The 16978-nt window shown below is 64.6% G+C and carries 14 protein-coding genes; 7 read left to right on the forward strand and 7 right to left on the reverse strand.

Going from position 1 to position 16978, the window contains the following annotated elements:
* Nucleotides 1-119: 119 nt before the first annotated feature.
* Nucleotides 120-1769 carry a L,D-transpeptidase family protein gene (locus ACKVEX_RS13015; protein WP_473216168.1) on the reverse strand — a complete coding sequence of 550 codons (1650 nt, stop codon included), beginning with the start codon at nt 1767-1769 and terminating at the stop codon, nt 120-122.
* Nucleotides 1770-1955: 186 nt separating this feature from the next.
* Between ACKVEX_RS13015 and ACKVEX_RS13020 the strand changes: the two genes are divergently transcribed.
* Nucleotides 1956-2678, forward strand: coding sequence for a murein L,D-transpeptidase catalytic domain family protein (locus ACKVEX_RS13020; protein WP_473216169.1), 723 nt, complete (start codon nt 1956-1958; stop codon nt 2676-2678).
* Between the two features lie 146 nt (nt 2679-2824).
* On the forward strand, nt 2825-2968 hold the full coding sequence (locus ACKVEX_RS13025; protein WP_473216170.1) for a hypothetical protein: 144 nt from the start codon (nt 2825-2827) through the stop codon (nt 2966-2968).
* Between the two features lie 115 nt (nt 2969-3083).
* On the opposite strand, the gene ACKVEX_RS13030 is transcribed toward ACKVEX_RS13025, so the two are convergent.
* On the reverse strand, nt 3084-4298 hold the full coding sequence (locus tag ACKVEX_RS13030; RefSeq protein WP_473216171.1) for a lytic murein transglycosylase: 1215 nt from the start codon (nt 4296-4298) through the stop codon (nt 3084-3086).
* A 120-nt stretch (nt 4299-4418) separates the two neighbouring features.
* Here ACKVEX_RS13030 and ACKVEX_RS13035 point away from each other — a divergent pair, with 120 nt between their 5' ends.
* From ACKVEX_RS13035 to ACKVEX_RS13050, 4 genes are read left to right on the forward strand one after another with little or no spacing between them, the layout of a single operon-like run.
* Nucleotides 4419-6299: a peptide-binding protein gene (locus ACKVEX_RS13035; RefSeq protein WP_473216172.1), complete on the forward strand. Its 1881-nt coding sequence runs from the start codon at nt 4419-4421 to the stop codon at nt 6297-6299.
* A gap of 21 nt (nt 6300-6320) precedes the next feature.
* Nucleotides 6321-7703: an ABC transporter permease gene (locus ACKVEX_RS13040; RefSeq protein WP_473216173.1), complete on the forward strand. Its 1383-nt coding sequence runs from the start codon at nt 6321-6323 to the stop codon at nt 7701-7703.
* Nucleotides 7696-8895, forward strand: coding sequence for an ABC transporter permease (locus ACKVEX_RS13045; protein WP_473216174.1), 1200 nt, complete (start codon nt 7696-7698; stop codon nt 8893-8895). Before ACKVEX_RS13040 ends, ACKVEX_RS13045 begins: the two co-directional genes overlap by 8 nt.
* The gene (locus tag ACKVEX_RS13050; RefSeq protein ID WP_473216175.1) at nt 8892-10562 is read left to right on the forward strand and encodes an ABC transporter ATP-binding protein; all 1671 of its coding nucleotides are present in this window, start codon (nt 8892-8894) and stop codon (nt 10560-10562) included. The genes ACKVEX_RS13045 and ACKVEX_RS13050 overlap by 4 nt, the downstream gene beginning before the upstream one ends.
* Nucleotides 10563-10813: 251 nt before the next feature.
* Here the strand turns inward: ACKVEX_RS13050 and folE2 are convergent, their stop codons facing one another.
* From folE2 to xseB, 4 genes are read right to left on the reverse strand one after another with little or no spacing between them, the layout of a single operon-like run.
* Entirely contained in the window at nt 10814-11623 is an 810-nt protein-coding gene (gene folE2 / locus ACKVEX_RS13055) for a GTP cyclohydrolase FolE2 (RefSeq protein WP_473216176.1), read from the reverse strand.
* Between the two features lie 58 nt (nt 11624-11681).
* Nucleotides 11682-13544 (reverse strand): 1-deoxy-D-xylulose-5-phosphate synthase, encoded by a 1863-nt coding sequence (dxs, locus tag ACKVEX_RS13060; protein WP_473216177.1) that lies wholly within the window; start codon nt 13542-13544, stop codon nt 11682-11684.
* 20 nt (nt 13545-13564) lie between these two features.
* Nucleotides 13565-14458, reverse strand: coding sequence for a polyprenyl synthetase family protein (locus ACKVEX_RS13065; protein ID WP_473216178.1), 894 nt, complete (start codon nt 14456-14458; stop codon nt 13565-13567).
* Entirely contained in the window at nt 14455-14691 is a 237-nt protein-coding gene (xseB, locus tag ACKVEX_RS13070) for an exodeoxyribonuclease VII small subunit (RefSeq protein WP_473216179.1), read from the reverse strand. Before xseB ends, ACKVEX_RS13065 begins: the two co-directional genes overlap by 4 nt.
* A 138-nt stretch (nt 14692-14829) precedes the next feature.
* On the opposite strand from xseB, the gene ACKVEX_RS13075 reads away from it, so the two are divergent.
* Nucleotides 14830-15930 (forward strand): aromatic ring-hydroxylating oxygenase subunit alpha, encoded by a 1101-nt coding sequence (locus ACKVEX_RS13075; protein ID WP_473216180.1) that lies wholly within the window; start codon nt 14830-14832, stop codon nt 15928-15930.
* A 72-nt stretch (nt 15931-16002) separates the two neighbouring features.
* Here ACKVEX_RS13075 and ispH read toward each other — a convergent pair whose 3' ends face one another.
* Entirely contained in the window at nt 16003-16950 is a 948-nt protein-coding gene (ispH, locus tag ACKVEX_RS13080; RefSeq protein WP_473216181.1) for a 4-hydroxy-3-methylbut-2-enyl diphosphate reductase, read from the reverse strand.
* Nucleotides 16951-16978 lie beyond the last annotated feature (28 nt).

Consider the following 16978-nt stretch of genomic DNA (forward strand, 5'->3'; position numbering starts at 1 on the left):
TACTGCGCCGGAGGGAGAAGCGGTCCATATCTGCCCGATTTTTCGTTGCATAGAACCACTATGCGCCTCAAAATCGACCAGATCTGTCCTCGCTTTCCCACCCGGCTCATGACGATCGCTCAAGTCCGACAGCCTCCTAGTGGCGGTGATGCCGCCAGCGCTGCACGGATCCTCTGGTCGTGTCCGTACACATCCGGGCGGAACGCCACGCTGCCGTCGGCGGCGATGTCGGCGGTCCAGTAGGCGATCAAAACCGGTATCGGGCGGGTCAGGTTGAAGTTGCGCGTGCGACCGCTGCCGAGCAGTTCGTCCACCCGTTCGCGCTGGTTGCCGGCCCCGTCCTCGACCAGCAGGCCGACCAGATCCATCGCGCTCTCGACCCGCACGCAGCCGGAACTGAAAGCCCGCTGTTGGCGGGCGAAAAGGCTCTGGCTGGGCGTGTCGTGCAGGTACACATGGAAGGGGTTGGGGAAGCGGATCGCGACGCGTCCAAGCGCATTGTCCGGGCCGGCATCCTGTCGCAGCATGACCGCTCCGGGTCTGTCCCAGTCGACCGCGTAGGGCGACAACTCGTTGCCGCTGTGGTCGAGCACACGGATGTTGTTGCGCGCAAGGTATGTGATGTCGCGACGGATCTCCGGAAGCTTGTCGTTGCGCAGAATCGTCGGCGGCACCGTCCAGGTCGGATTGAGCGTCAGATGCGTGATCTCGGATCGCAGCAATGGCGTCGCGCGATTGGGCCGACCCACCTGTGCGCGGGTTTCCCAGATCTGCACGCCGTTGCGGAAATAGGCTATTCGCGCCCCGGCCACATCCACCAGCACGTAGGTGTTCGGGGTGTCATGGGCGAACCAGCGCATGCGCTCCAGATTGACCCGCAATCGATCCAGGCGCTGTGCAGGCGACAGGTTGAGGGCGTCGAGCGTCGCGGGACCGACGATGCCGTCGGCCTCCAGATTGTGCAGTCGCTGGAATGCGCGCACCGCCTCGACCAGCACGGCGTCGTATCGCTGCGGCTCGCCCGGTTGATGTCCCTGATCGGATGGCGTGTCGAAGAGCCGGTGGCGCAGCAACGGAACGCGCGAATCGACCATGCCTTCCCGCAGGAAACGACCCTCCGGAATCGCCTGCCAGTCCGGCGGCAGCGGCTGCGAACGCAGATCGGCCAGCGCCGCGCGCAAGCCGCGATAGCGCGCCTGAGACGGGCGTGCCCGATCGAAGCTTCCGGCCACGTCTTCAAGGCCGGCCTGGGCCTGCATGACGATCCGCTCGCGTCTGATCCTCGAGTCGCTTGCGGGTCGGAAGTGCCAGTGCGGTTCGACCACGGAAGGATCGAGTCGCCCGAAACTCAGATCGTGCAGCGCACGCAGATAGGCGGCCGTTGCCAGCATGTCGGCGCAGGCATCGTCGATCGGGGTGGTGGCGCGGGACGCGCCCCGCGCACGGCTTGCGTGGGTCCGCAGGCGTGCGACCGCGTACAGATCGGGGTCGAGTCCGTCGTCCCGCAGGCTCTCGAGGGCATCGATCAAAGCCTCCAACCGATGCGGTGCGCTCCAGGCAGGGGCATGGTCACGCTGTGCGTAGAACCACGCGACGTCTTCGAGGAGCGGACCGACGCGCGGCGCTCGGATTGACGCGTCCTGGCCCTGGCGCTCCACAAGCGCGGCCGCGATGGACGCCCGTACCGCGTCGTTGCCACGATCCGCCGCGCCGGCGAGACCGGTCAGGCAAAGCATCAGCAGGACCAGAAAGACTTTGGATTGGAACAATTATTTTTTCTCCGGGCAATGCACTGCTAAGATAGCGCGCAAGTTGAGCGCCCACCGTTGATGGACCGCAGGCATCGCGATCCTGTTCCCATAAGCGAAGTCGGTTTGGAATGCCAGTGAGGCATCCCTCAAAGTGAATTCCGGGCGCTTGGCTTCTTGTTCGTTAGACAAGGGGAAGAATACCGTATGATGAAGACATTTCGGCGGCTCGTCGCGGCCGCAGGCGTGGCTGCTGCGTGCCTGAATCCGGCGTATGCGTCCGAAGCGGGCGATTACATGTTGATCGATTCTCTGGCTCGCCAGGCGCCGGCGCTGGAACGCCAGGTGCTCGGTCTGGCGGTTTCGGCGATGCAATGCGCGGTGCGCAGCGGCATGGAGCCGGCGGAACGGCTGGCCGTAATCGATTTCTCCAAGCCGTCGTCCGAACAGCGGCTGTGGATCTTCGATCTGCGCCGAAACAGGTTGCTGCTCGAGGATTTCGTCGCGCACGGCCAGAACTCGGGCGAGAACTTCGCCACCGCGTTTTCGAACACGGTCGGCAGTCATCAGTCCAGCCTCGGCCTGTTCCGCACGCAGGAGAGCTATTTCGGGCGTCATGGCTATTCGCTCCGGATGGACGGTCTCGAACCGGGCGTCAACGACCGGGCGCGCGAACGCGCGATCGTCATTCACGCAGCCGACTACGTCGATCCGACCTGGGTCGAGCGTCAGGGACGCATCGGGCGCAGTCAGGGCTGTCCCGCGGTGCGTCCCGAGATCGCGAAGGCGGTCGTCGATAGCCTCAAGGGCGGACAGTTCATGTTCTCCTATTACCCGGACCGTGAGTGGCTGCAGACGTCGGCCTACGTGAACTGCCAGCCCGATCGCGTCGCAAGCATCATCGCGCCACTGCGCGGCGGAGAGGGTTGAGGTACGTCGGAGGGGGTTGAGATACTTTTGCGCTTCCGTGCAGCAGTTCCGCTCTGGTCTCACGAATCTCCTTGATTCCGCTGCTGGCCTCGCCTAGAGTGGAATCGTCGGGCGCGCAGTGGAAGCCCAAACATGGAGGGTGCTGAATGATCAAGCGCGTTGCTGCTTTGCTGGCCGTGATGTTCGCCGTCGGATCTGCCTCCGCAATGGCATGTTCCACTGACAAGGGAAAACTTCTGGACGGCAAGACTGATTCGGGTCAGATGAGCACGCCAGGTACCAAGATCTGATATGACTCGTTGAAAAAACTCGTTGTTTCCATGTAAAAAAGGCGGCTGGGAGGCCGCCTTTCCAGTCTACGGCGACGGATCCGGGCGTTCCCGTCCGGACTCGTCGCCAGGAGATTCAGCGTCCGGCGCGCAGTGCCTGTAGCAGTTTCTGACCGGCCCGTCCGTCGGCTTCCAGCCCCAGGCCGGGTTGCAGTTCGGCGATCGCGGCGCGCGTGTTGGCGCCGATGATGCCGTCGACGTCGCCGATGTCGTAGCCGCGTTCGATCAGAAGGGTCTGGATCTCGCGGCGCTCGACCCTCGAAAGGCCCGGATCGTCGGTGGGCCACGCGGCAACGAAAGGCCCCTTGCCGCGCAAGCGGTCGGACAGGTGCGCGATCGCGAGCGCATAACTCTCGGCCGCATTGTAGGAGAACAGCGCGTCGAAGTTGCGCAGGACCAGGAAGGCCGGCCCCTGCGGTCCGGCCGGTAGCAGCAGGCCTGCCGGGGTGGCCGATGTCTGGATCGGCGAACCATCGATCTGTTTCAGGCCGGCGGTGACCCAGGCGGACAGCGGCTGCTTGTTGCGCCGGCCCGCCTGCGACGTGTCGAGTCCGCGCGGCAGCTGCACCTCGAAGCCCCACGGCTGTCCGGTGCGCCAGCCGGACTGCTTCAGATAGTTCGCGGTGGAGGCAAGCGCGTCGGGCACACTACCCATCAGGTCACGCCGACCGTCCCCATCGAAGTCGACCGCGATCCGGTCGAAGGTAGAGGGCATGAACTGGGTGTGACCGAAGGCGCCCGCCCAGGACCCGAACAGTGCGTCCGGGTCGATATGGCCCTGTTCCAGAATCTTCAGCGTGGTGAAGAACTCTCCCCGGAAGAAGCTTTGGCGTCGGCCGATGCAGGACAGCGTCGCGAGCGAACCGACCACCGGTCTGCGGCCGAAGGTGCGCCCGTAGTTCGACTCCACGCCCCAGATCGCGACCACGGTTTCGGCGTCGACGCCGAACTCTGCCTCGATGCGGCGCAAGGTGTCGCGCCACTGATCCATCATTGCGAGTCCGTCGGCGACCCGTTCATCGTCGACCAGGCCGGCCATGTAGTCCCAGATCGGCGTACGGAACTCGGGCTGATGTTCGAGCAGTGCGATCACCCCCATGTCCGGCGCCAACCCGGCGGTGTGCGTGTCGAAGGTCGTGACGGCTATCCCGCGTGACGGCGCCTCGCGTCGCAGTTCGGCCAGGCATTGGTCGAAGCCTTCCTGGGCCACGGCCGGTAGCGGGGCCAGTGCGACCGACAGCGCGAGCACCAGCGGACGCAAGGATGAGCGGGATGGGTTACGGAATGCCATTGTCTGGTTTGTCTGCGCAGGTTGAATCGGGAACCTCATGGTACGACAAATGTCGGTTTGCGGAGATAATCCGGGTAAAGTGACATCGCGGTCGGTCGGGAAGCGGCGAACAGGAAAAGAATGAGAACAGCGACATCAGGGGGCGTTCGCCTCGGGCTCTGGGCGGGTTTCGGCCTCGTGGCCGCATTGCTCGTGCTGCTGATGATCCAGGTGGACCGTCAATGGCAGCGCATGAGCGAGATGACCCGAATCATGCAGGAGCAGTCCGAGGACATCCGGCGCACACGTGGCCTGCTGCGCAACCTGGAGCAGAGCCTGCGCGCCGGCGAATTCGCCGGTTTCGATGCGTCCACGCACGATGCACGGATGGCCACGGGGGGGCCGGACGCGTTCGACCGGGCCCGCCGTGCGGCGGCGCGGGAAGACTATGCGAGCGGCGACTGGCTGATGCTGGCTTTCGGCACCGGGCTGCGAACCCTCACGCCGCTGGTGTCGGCCGATGCCTATGCGAGCGAGGTGCAGGGTTACATCATCGAGTCCCTGCTGGTGCGGGACCCGGACAGTCTGGAGTGGCGCGGACTGCTTGCCGAGGACTGGTCGGTGACCGACGACGGCCTGACGATCACCTTCAGGCTGCGCCGGGACGTGAATTTCTCGGACGGCGAACCCTTGACCGCACACGATGTGGCGTTCACGTTCGAGTTCATAATGAGCGAGGTGATCGCCGCGCCGCGCAGTCGTGCCTATCTGAGTCGGATCGAGAGGGTGACGGCGCTGGATGACCACACGGTCGAGTTCGTGTTCGGTGAACCGTATTTCAACAGTCTGCAACTTGCCGGCACTCTTCAAATCCTGCCGGCGCATTTCTACCGCCGCTTTCTGGACGATCCGCGCACCTTCAACGAAAGCCGCGGCCTGCTGCTGGGCTCCGGTCCCTATCGGCTGAGCGATCCCGAGAACTGGACACCGGACCTGGGCCGTGTGGAACTCGAGCGCAATCCGCGCTACTGGGGTCCGGTCGATCCGTCCTTCGACCGCATCTTGTGGCGGGTGATCGAGAACGACAGCGCGCGGCTGACCACTTTTCGCAATCAGGACATCGACCTCTACGGCGCGCGCCCGCGCGAATTCCAGCAGCTTCTGGACGATGCCGGGCTGACCGAACGGGCGCGGCATTTCGAGTACATGAGCCCGACCGCCGGCTACAGTTACATCGCATGGAATCAGGAGCGGGGCGGTCAGCCGACCATTTTTGCCGATGCGCGGGTGCGCCGCGCGATGTCCTACCTGACCGATGTCGGTCGGGTCATCGACGAGGTGCTGCTCGGCTATGCTGAGCCTGCGGTGAGTCCGTTCAGCCCCCGTTCGCCGCAGCACGACCCGGCCAACACGCCGATCCCTTTCGACCTGGAGCGCGCGCGCGCGCTGCTCGTCGAGGCAGGGTTCGAGGACCGTAACGGCGACGGCATCCTGCAGGGGCCGGATGGAGGCAATGTCGAGTTCGAGTTGACCTTTTTCCAGGACAACGAGGACACGCGGCGCATGGTGCTGTTCCTGCGCGATCTGTATGCGCGGGCCGGTATCGTGATGCGGCCACGGCCGACCGAATGGTCGGTGATGCTCGATAATCTGCGGCAGAAGGACTTCGATGCGATTACGCTGGGCTGGACCTCGGGTATCGAGATCGACATCTTCCAGATGTTCCATTCGACCCAGGCGGTCGAAGGTGGCGACAATTTCATCAGTTTCCGCAACCCGGAGCTCGATCGCCTGATCGACACCGCGCGGGCCGAGGTGGACGAGGACAAGCGGATGCGGCTGTGGCACGAGGCCGAGCGGGTGCTGGTCGAGGATCAGCCCTACACCTTCCTGTTCCGGCGCAACACGCTGGCCTTCGTGGACCGGCGCATCGAGAACCTGGAGAACACCGCGCTCGGCCTCAACCTGATGGCGGTGCCGGTCGAGGTCTTCGTGCCGATCGCGCAGCAGCGTCGGCGCTGAGTCCGCGGAGCGCGCCATTTAATGCTCATCTATCTGCTCCGCCGGGCTGCCCTGATGGTGCCGACGCTGCTCGGCATCACGCTGGTGGTGTTCGTCGTGATGGCGGCAGCCCCGGGCGGCATCAGCGCACAATCGCTGGTCGATGGCACCGATCTCGAGCCGGAGACCCGCCAGGCACTCGAGGACTACTACAACCGCCTGTATGGCCTGGACCAGCCGCCGCCGGTGCAGTATCTGCGCTGGCTGAACAATATCTCGCCGATCGGTCTGGTGCGTGAACCGGATGGCAGCCTGGGGGCTTTCTCGCTGTGGAAGGGGCCGGACCTGGGTGTGAGCTTCCGCTACGGACGACCGGTCACCGATTTGCTCGCCGAGCGGCTGCCGATCACGCTGTTGCTCAACCTGTTGTCGATTCCGCTGATCTATGCAGTTTCGATCGCGATCGGGGTGCAGGCGGCGCGCGCTCGGGGCGGGCGTTTCGACGTCGCGTCGAACGTGTTCCTGCTTGGCCTGTGGTCGGTCCCGACGATGCTGGCCGGGGTGCTGTTCATTGGTTTCTTTGCGTCCGAGCAGTACTGGCGCTGGTTTCCGACCGCAGGTCTGGTGCGGCGCGAGGCGGTCGATCAGACCTTTCTGCCCTGGCTGGGCAGCGGCGCGGACCTGACCTTGATGTTCGTCGCGGTCGGCATCATGACGACCCTGCTCGTATGGGCCACGGCGCGGGCCCCGCAACGCGCGTTGCGGCTCGGTGGTGCCGCGGTGGGTACCATGCTCGGCTATCTGATGGCGGCCGAACTCCAGGGGGCGACGCCGGGCGTGCTGCATGGCGTACTCGGCGCGACCGGCGCGCTGCTGTGCGCCGGGCTGGCCGGCCTGCAGAGCGCCTTCCTGCGCATCGGATTCGCGGGCGGGGTGGGATTGGGGTTGGGCATTGGTCTCGCGCGGATGTCCGGTGTCGAGATCGTGCAAGGCGGCTATCTGTTCGACCGGGCCTGGCACCTGGTGCTGCCGGTCATCGCGCTGTCGTACGGCGGGCTCGCCTTTCTGGCCAAGCTGACCCGCTCGTCGCTGCTCGAGAACCTCGCAGCCGACTATGCCCGTACCGCACGTGCCAAGGGTGTGGACGAGGAAACCGTGTTGTGGCGGCACGTGTTCCGCAACTCGCTGCTGCCGCTGATCACGGTGTCGGCGACACTGCTGCCCAGCCTGCTGGCCGGATCGGTGATCGTCGAGAGCATCTTCAGCATCGACGGCATGGGCAAGCTCGCGGTCGAGGCGGTGCAGACGCGCGATCGCGAGCTGGTGCTGTCGGTCACGCTGATCTCGGGGCTGCTGACGCTCGCCGGCTATCTGCTGGCCGACATCGCCTACGCGATCGCCGATCCGAGGGTGAGCTATGACTGACAGCGCCGCATCCGCCAAGGTCGACCAGCGCTCGCGGCCGTGGTCGCGGCAGGTGCTCGGTGCGCTGCTTCGGCGCACCGGCGCGCGTATCGGTCTGGTGTGGATCTCGGTGCTGGTGCTGGTGGCGACCTTCGCCCCCTTTCTCGCGAGCAGTCATCCGCTCTACATGGTGGTCGATGGCCAGCCCAGCAGTCCGCTGCTCGCGCACCTGGCGCCCGAGGACTGGATCTGGCTGGCGGGTTTCCTGGGCGGACTGGTGCTGCTGAACCTGCCCGGGCGCTTCGGCCTGCGGCTGGCGGCGTGGTTGATCGTGGTCGGCGTGACCACGCTGCTCGCCTACGCACTGGTGAAACCACCGGTGCTGACGATCTACGAGCAGTATCGCGAACTCGAAGCGTCCGGCCGCATCGAGCGGGTGGTGCGTGCGCCGATTCCGTATTCGGCCAAGGACTATCTGCGCGATCACGGCGACACCGGCATCGAGGCGCCGCTGGCGGCCGAGCAGCGCCGCCACTGGCTGGGCACCGAGGAGAACGGCGCGGACGTGGCCGCGCGCATGATCCACGCGTCGCGCATCGCGCTGGGCATCGGCTTCATCGCGACCGGCATCGCGCTGGTGATCGGCACGCTGATCGGCGGCATGATGGGCTACTTCTCGGGCGTGGTCGACATCATCGGCATGCGCCTGGTCGAGATCTTCGAGGCTATTCCAACGTTGTTCCTGTTGCTGACCTTCGTCGCGTTCTTCGGCCGTTCCATCTACATGATGATGATCATCATCGGCATCACGTCATGGTCGGGCTATGCGCGCTATGTCCGGGCGGAGTTCCTGAAGCTGCGTGAGCAGGATTTCGTGCAGGCGGCGGTGGCCTGTGGCCTGCCGCTGTGGTCCATCCTGTTCCGCCACATGCTGCCCAATGGTCTGGCCCCGCTGCTGGTGGCGGCGAGCTTCGGCGTCGCGTCCGCGATCCTGGCCGAGGCCACGCTGAGCTTTCTCGGCCTTGGGCTGGTCGACGATCCGTCCTGGGGCCAGATGCTGAACCAGGCGGTGCAGTCTTCGACCTTCAACTGGTGGCTGGCGGTGTTCCCGGGCGGCGCAATCTTCCTGACCGTGTTTGCGTACAACCTGATCGGCGAGGCGCTGCGCGACGCGGTCGACCCGCATACCCGACGGGCCGGAGGCGCGCGGTGAAGCTGCTCGAGATCGACAACCTGGTCACTGAACTCGACGCCGACGGCAGCTGGCTGCGCGCGGTCGATGGGGTGAGCCTCGCGGTACGGCGTGGCGAGACCTTCTGCCTGGTGGGCGAGTCCGGAAGCGGCAAGTCGGTGACCGCGTTGTCGGTGATGGGCCTGCTGCCGGAGAATCGTCATCGACACCCGGGCGGGGCGGTGCGACTTTACGACGAACGGGGCGCGGTCGGCATGGCAGGCGGCGGATCGCCGGTCGTCGAGCTGCTCGATGCGGACGAAGCGACGCTGGGACGCGTGCGAGGCGGGCGGATCGGCATGATCTTCCAGGAGCCGATGACGTCGCTGAACCCGGTGCTGACGATAGGCGAGCAGCTCGACGAAGCGCTGCTGCTGCATCACCCGGACATGCAGGAGAAGGAGCGCGAACAGCGCATCGTTGCGGCGCTCGAGGAGGTCCGGATGCCAGACCCGGCCAAGCGGGTGCGCGAGTATCCGCACCGGCTGTCAGGCGGGCAGCGCCAGCGGGTCATGATCGCGATGGCGCTGATCTGCGAACCGGCCCTGCTGATCGCCGACGAACCGACCACCGCACTCGACGTCACGGTGCAGGCCGAGATCCTGAAGCTGATGCGGGATCTGCAGGCCAGTCGCGGAATGGGCATGCTGTTCATCACGCACGACTTCGGCGTGGTCGCGCAGATCGCGGATACGGTCGGCGTGATGCGCCGCGGTCAACTGGTCGAATGCGGGCCGGTCGATGAAGTATTGCGCCGGCCCCGCCATGAGTACACCCGCAGCCTGATCGCGGCGCTGCCGGAGCGCTTGCCCAGGCCGCCGCGGCATGCGCGTACCGGCGGGGAAACGCTGGTCGAACTGCGCGATCTCAAGGTGCATTTTCCGGTGCGGCAGGGCTTCATGCGCCGCGTGGTCGACCAGTTCAAGGCGGTCGACGGGGTGTCGCTGACCGTGGGGGCCGGCGAGGTGCTCGCGCTGGTGGGCGAGTCGGGATGTGGCAAGAGCACGCTTGGTCGGGCCTTGCTGAGGCTGCTTGAGCCGACCTCGGGCAGCATCCTGCTGGAAGGGCAGGACATCACGCGGCTGCCGCGTCGCGCGATGCGCGGTCTGAGACGGCGCATGCAGGTGGTTTTCCAGGATCCGGGTTCCAGCCTGAACCCGCGCCTGCCCATTTTCACCACGCTGGTCGAGCCGATGCGGGTGCATGGCATCGGGCGGGACGATGGAGAGCGCCGCGACCGTGCAGCCGAACTGCTGGAGCGGGTCGAGATGCCGACCGACAGCCTGTGGCGCTATCCGCACGAGTTTTCCGGCGGTCAGCGCCAGCGTCTGGCGATCGCACGTGCCCTGGTGCTCGAGCCGCGCTTCATGCTGTGCGATGAGATCACGTCGGCGCTCGACGTGTCGGTTCAGGCCGGCATCCTGAAGCTGCTGCGCAAGCTGGTCGATGAAGAGGGCCTGGGGATGCTGTTCATCACGCACAACATGGGTGTCGTCGAATACCTGGCCGACCGCATGGCCGTCATGAATGCGGGCAGGCTGGTCGAAAGCGGCCGGACGGACGAAGTGCTGCGGGGGCCGAAAGAGGATTACACCAGAGCACTGCTGGCCGCGGTACCGCGGCTCGACGGGGCCTTCGCAAGCAGCTGATCCTGCTGCCCCGATTCCTCACCCGTGCCAGACAAGGCGCGATCCATGAGCCGGAGTCGAGCGGTCGTGGGTCGATGTCCGGTGAGGCGACTCTACCCGAGCGCATGCCGCTGTTGCCGATCGTAGCGGCCGCGGGCCTCGCTGTCTGAGCCCGAAGGGCGAGTTCGAGGCCCGCAGCGAAGAGCGGCTTACAGCGGCAGCGCGAGTGGTAGTCGGAGCCTCACCGGACATCGACCCACGACCACCCGAGGTCAGTTTGAGATGCGTTTGTCGCGCTCGATGATCGCGTAGGCCGAGTGGTTGTGGATGGACTCGAAGTTTTCCGACTCGACCGCGAACGCGATGATCCTGGGTTCGAGATTGAGCAGACCGGCGACGTCACGCACCATGTCCTCGACGAACTTCGGATTGTCGTAGGCCCGCTCGGTGACATACTTCTCGTCCGGGCGTTTCAGCAGCCCGAACACTTCGCAGGAGGCCTGGCTCTCCACCAGCTGGACGATCTCCTCGATCCACAGATGGTCGCCGAGCTTGGCGGTCACCGTGACGTGCGAACGCTGGTTGTGGGCGCCGTAGTCGGAAATCTTCTTCGAGCACGGGCACAGGCTCGTCACCGGCACGACGACCTTCATGTCGAATTCGTAGTGGCCACCGTCGTGGATCTCGCCGGTGAAGGTGACTTCATAGTCCATCAGGCTCTGCACGCCGGACACCGGCGCCGCCTTGTTGATGAAGTACGGGAAAGTCATTTCGACATGGCCTGTCTCGGCTTCAAGGCGCTCGACCATCTCGCGCAGCATCGGCTCGAAGGACTCGACCGAGATCTCTCGCTCGCGGCTGTTCAGGATCTCGACGAAGCGCGACATGTGGGTGCCCTTGAAATTATGGGGCAGGCCGACATACATGTTGAACATCGCGACCGTATGCTGCACGCCGCCGCTGCGGTCACTGACGCGCACCGGATGACGGATGGCCTTGATCCCGACCTTGTTGATCGCGAGCTGGCGTGCGTCCGCAAAGCTCTGGACGTCGGGAATGGCGTGTGCGTCGGACGGTTTCATGTCATGTTCTCGTTGTGCTTCTGATAGTGCGGGATGCTATCAAGTCCGACAAATTTACTCAACTATTATCTCGATTGAAGGCTGCAATCGCGGCCATGATGCCCGCGCTGTCCAGGCCGACCGCCTGCAGCAGTTGCCCCTGATCGCCGTGATCTATGAAACGGTCGGGCAGACCCAGGCGCAACAGGCGCGGACGCCGCTGCATTCGTTCGACGATCCGCCCGACCTCCGCGCCCGCACCGCCGATGACCACATTCTCCTCCAGGGTCACGATGAGTTCGTGCGTACTCGCGAGTTCCCGCACACAGTTCTCGTCCATCGGCTTGACGAAGCGCATGTTGACGACCGTCGCGTCCAGCGCCTCGGCGACCTCGAGCGCCGGCGGGAGCAGGCTCCCGAACGCGAGCAAAGCGATGCAGCTGCCGGAGCGTCGCAGCTCCGCCTTGCCGATTTCGAGCGCGCGCATGTTCGCGACCGGTTTGATGCCCATGCCGCTGCCGCGCGGATAGCGCACCGCCGCCGGACCGTCGTGCATGAAGGCGGTGTACAGCATCTGACGGCATTCGTTCTCGTCGGCCGGCGTCATCACGACCAGGTTCGGGATGCAGGCGAGGTAGGACAGGTCGAAGGCGCCGTGGTGGGTGGCGCCGTCGGCACCCACCAGGCCCGCGCGGTCGATCGCGAACATCACCGGCAGGTTCTGCAATGCGATGTCGTGGATCAGCTGGTCGTAGGCGCGCTGCAGGAAGGTGGAGTAGATCGCGACCACTGGTTTCATGCCTTCGCACGCAAGGCCGGCCGCGAAGGTCAGCGCATGCTGTTCGGCGATGCTGACGTCATGATAGCGGTCCGGATACGCCTGCGCGAAGCGAACCATGCCGGAACCCTCGCGCATCGCCGGCGTAATCGCGACCAGTTTGTCGTCCGTCGCAGCCATGTCGCACAGCCAGTCGCCGAACACCTGCGTGTAGGTGGGCTTGCCTCCGCCCTTGCTTGCGGTGATGCCGGCATTGTGGTCGAACTGCGACACGCCGTGATAGAGGATTGGATCGGCCTCGGCGAGCTTGTAGCCCTGGCCCTTGCGCGTGATCAAATGCAGGAACTGCGGTCCCTTCAGCTTGCGCAGGTTCTGCAGGGTCGGAATCAGCGTGTCGAGGTCGTGGCCGTCGATCGGCCCGTAGTAGTGGAAGCCGAATTCCTCGAACAGCGTGCCCGGGGTGATGAGCCCTTTCACATGCTCTTCGACCTTGCGCGCGAAATCGAGCACCGGCGGCGCTAACCCGAGCACCTTTTCGCCGGCGCGACGCGCGGCGTTGTAGGTGCGACCGGTCATCATGCGAGCGAGGATGCGGGTCAGCGCGCCCACCGGCGGCGAGATCGACATTTCGTTGTCGTTGAGGATCACCAGCAGGTTGATGTCGCGCGTGTCCCCGGCGTTGTTGAGCGCTTCGAAGGCCATGCCGGCCGACATTGCGCCATCGCCAATGACGGCGATCGCACGTCGGTCGTCGCCCTTGTCACGGGCCGCGACCGCCATGCCCAATGCAGCCGAGATCGACGTCGATGAGTGCGCAGTGCCGAAGGTGTCGTACTCGCTCTCGCAGCGACGCGGAAAACCCGAGATTCCGCCGTAATGGCGCAGCCCGCTCATGGCTTCCCGCCGGCCGGTCAGGATCTTGTGCCCGTAGGTCTGGTGACCTACATCCCACACGATACGGTCCTCCGGTGTATCGAACACGTAGTGCAGCGCGATCGACAGCTCGACCGTGCCGAGGTTGGACGAAAGGTGGCCTCCCGTTCGGGAAACCGATTCGATCAGGAAGGCACGCAGTTCCTCCGCGAGCGTCGGCAGTTCGCAACGTTCGAGACGACGCAGGTCAAACGGGTTTTCGACGCTTTCAAGCAGCGGGTAGGCAGACATGGTGTTGCACCGGATCGGAGTCAGAATCGACGATTGACAATGAACGAGGCGAGCTCGTCGAGGCGTTGCGCACCGGCTCCGAGCGGCGCGAGAACCGCCCGGGCATCGGCGAGCAGGGAGCGGGCGAGGGCCTGCGCGTCCGTCGCCCCAAGCAGGCTGACGTAGGTGGGTTTGTTGTTTTCCGCATCCTTGCCGGCGGTCTTGCCCAGCGTTGCGGTATCGGCCTGTGCATCGAGTATGTCATCCACGACCTGAAACAGCAGGCCGATCAGCTTACCGTAACGGTCGAGTCGGTCCAGCGCGTCCGCGCCGCAGTCGCCGAGTTGGGCGCCGAGCAACACCGATGCGCGGATCAGCGCGCCCGTCTTGTGGATGTGCATGAACTCGAGTTCGGCGCGCGTGATCTCCCGTCCGACCGATGCAAGATCGATTGCCTGGCCGCCGGCCATGCCGCGCGATCCCGAGGCCCGGGCGAGCAGCGCGATCATTTCGAGCTGGGCCCTGGTGTCGGCGATGATCGGCCGTTCGGCGAGCAGTTGGAAGGCGAGGGTCTGGAGCGCGTCGCCGGTCAGCAGGGCGATTGCCTCGTCGTATTCGACATGCACGGTCGGCTTGCCGCGGCGCAGCACGTCATCGTCCATGCATGGCATGTCGTCATGCACCAGCGAGTAGGCATGAACCAGCTCGACCGCACAGGCTGCTGCATCCAGCGCCTCGGGCGCTGCGGTCACGAACTGGCCCGCCGCATGAACCAGTAACGCGCGCACGCGCTTGCCGCCGCCAAGGACCGCATAGCGCATCGCTTCGTGCAGTCGGTCGGGCGCGATCGTGGTGTCGGGCAGCGCCAGGGCGAGCGCGGATTCGGTGCGTTGCTGGATGCCGGCCATCCAGGTCTGGAAGCCGCCCTCGCTCATGCCGCGCCTCCGTCCGCATCCCTGGCCGTCAAAACGTCGCCCTCGAGTTGCAGTAGCTTCTGCTCCGCGGACTGAAGCGTATTCTGACAATACTTCAGCAGCCCGACTCCGCGCTGATAGCGTTCCAGGGATTCCTCCAGCGTGATCGTGCCGGCTTCCATCTCCTGGACGATGCGCTCGAGCTCGGAAATGGCCGATTCGAAGGATTTTGGCGAACTGGCCGTTTTTGTCATGGTCTGCTGAAGGGCAAAAGCACTGAACATAACCGATCGATCGACTGGTGGTCAAACGGCATTTCTAATAAAATCCGGGGTCGCATTTCCGCCGGATTTCTTGGTCTTCGCTACGTCTTCGTACAGGGGGGTTCGGGCATGTCCGACATCGCTTCCAAGGCTCAACTGGCCCCGGGCGCTTCGCAGCTTCCGGTTTCAATGTACTTCGACGAGAAAGTCTTCGAACTGGAGAAACGCCTCCTATTCGATGCCGGTCCGGGGTACGTTGGCCATGAGCTGATGGTACCCGAAGTCGGGAATTACCGTTCACTCGAGTGGCTGGACCATTCCAAGCTGCTGTTTCGCACTGAAGAAGGCATACATCGGATGTCCAATGTATGCCGTCATCGGCAGGCGATCATGCTCGAAGGCTCGGGTACGGCGGAACGCGTCGTCTGCCCGGTTCATCGGTGGACCTATGACCAGCAGGGCAAGCTGCTCGGCGCGCCGCATTTTGCGGAGAACCCGTGCCTGAATCTGCGTCGGGACGCGCTCGAGAGCTGGCAAGGCCTGCTCTTCAAGGGGCCGCGCTCGCCCTCGTCGGATCTGGCCGGTATGCAGGTCGCGAACCAGTTGGATTTCGCCGGGTACAAGCTAGATCGGATCGAGATCCATGAGTGCAACTACAACTGGAAGACCTTCATCGAGGTCTATCTCGAGGACTACCATGTCGTGCCGTTTCACCCCGGCCTGGGCAACTTCGTCACCTGCGACGAGCTGACCTGGCAGTTCGGCGAATGGTATTCGGTGCAGCGGGTCGGCATCACGTCGCTGGCCAAGCCGGGTTCGGCCGCCTATCGGAAATGGCATCAGGCGGTGCTCGACTACTACGGTGACGCGAAGCCCGAGCAGGGGGCGATCTGGCTTACCTATTACCCGAACGTGATGGTCGAGTGGTATCCGCATGTGCTGGTCGTGAGCACACTGCTTCCGAAGGACGTGGACCGCACGACCAATGTCGTCGAGTTCTACTACCCGGAGGACATCATGGAGTTCGAGCGCGATTTCGTGGAGGCGGAGCAGGCGGCCTATATGGAAACTGCGATCGAGGACGACGAGATCGCCGAGCGCATGGACCGCGGGCGCCTGGCCTTGCTGAAGGAGGGCTGCAACGAGGTAGGCCCCTACCAGTCACCGTTTGAGGATGGCATGCAGCACTTTCATGAGTTCTACCGCAGCATCATGGACGCGCATCGCTGACAGCAGGGCGTTATCAAGGAAGCGACGGGGGCAGCGATGTCCCCGCCGTTCAATGCATGCCGGGTTCGAACATCAGACCGGTTTCTGCAGCGCCTTCGGAAGCGGGAACACGACCTTCTCCTGAACGCCATCCAGCGTCTGTACCGACTTCCCGCCGAGTTGCTTCAGTCTTTCGATCACTGCCGTGACCAGCACCTCGGGCGCGGAGGCGCCGGCGGTGACGCCGATCCGCCGCTTGCCTTCCAGCCAGGCCGGGTCGATCGACTCGGCGTTGTCCACCAGCCATGCGGGTACGCCCCGAAGCTCGGCCACCTCGCGCAGTCGATTCGAATTCGAGCTGTTCACCGAACCGACCACCAGTACCGCATCGACCTGGGGCGTCATGAACTTGACCGCGTCCTGGCGGTTCTGCGTCGCATAGCAGATGTCGTCCTTGCGCGGCCCCTCGATACGCGGGAATCGGGCCTTCAAGGCATCGATGATCGCCGACGCATCGTCGATCGACAGTGTGGTCTGCGTGACGAAGGCGAGTTTGTCGGGGTCGTTTACTTGCAGCGCGGCCACATCGTCGATCGATTCGACCAAGTGGACCCCGCCGTCGACCTGGCCCATCGTGCCCTCGACCTCGGGGTGCCCCTTGTGTCCGATCATCACGATGTCGCGCCCCTGCTCACGCATGCGGATCACCTCGATGTGCACTTTCGTGACCAGCGGGCAGGTGGCGTCGAACACGCGCAGACGCCGCATCTCGGCCTCGTTGCGAACGGCCTGGGATACACCGTGGGCACTGAAGATCACGGTGTTGTCCGATGGGACTTCGTCGAGTTCGTCGACGAAGATCGCGCCCTTCGCCCGGAGGTCGTCCACGACGAACTTGTTGTGCACCACTTCATGTCGGACATAGATCGGCGCGCCGAAGCGTTCCAGCGCGCGCTCCACGATGTCGATCGCACGTTCCACTCCTGCACAGAAGCCACGCGGATTGGCCAGCAGAATCTCTTTGTCGTCTTTCGCGTTCATGATTCCTCTCGTCGGCGCAGATCCACGC

The sequence above is a fragment of the Denitraticella aggregata genome, assembly GCF_048158365.1.
GTDB lineage: Bacteria > Pseudomonadota > Gammaproteobacteria > Burkholderiales > Rhodocyclaceae > Azoarcus_F.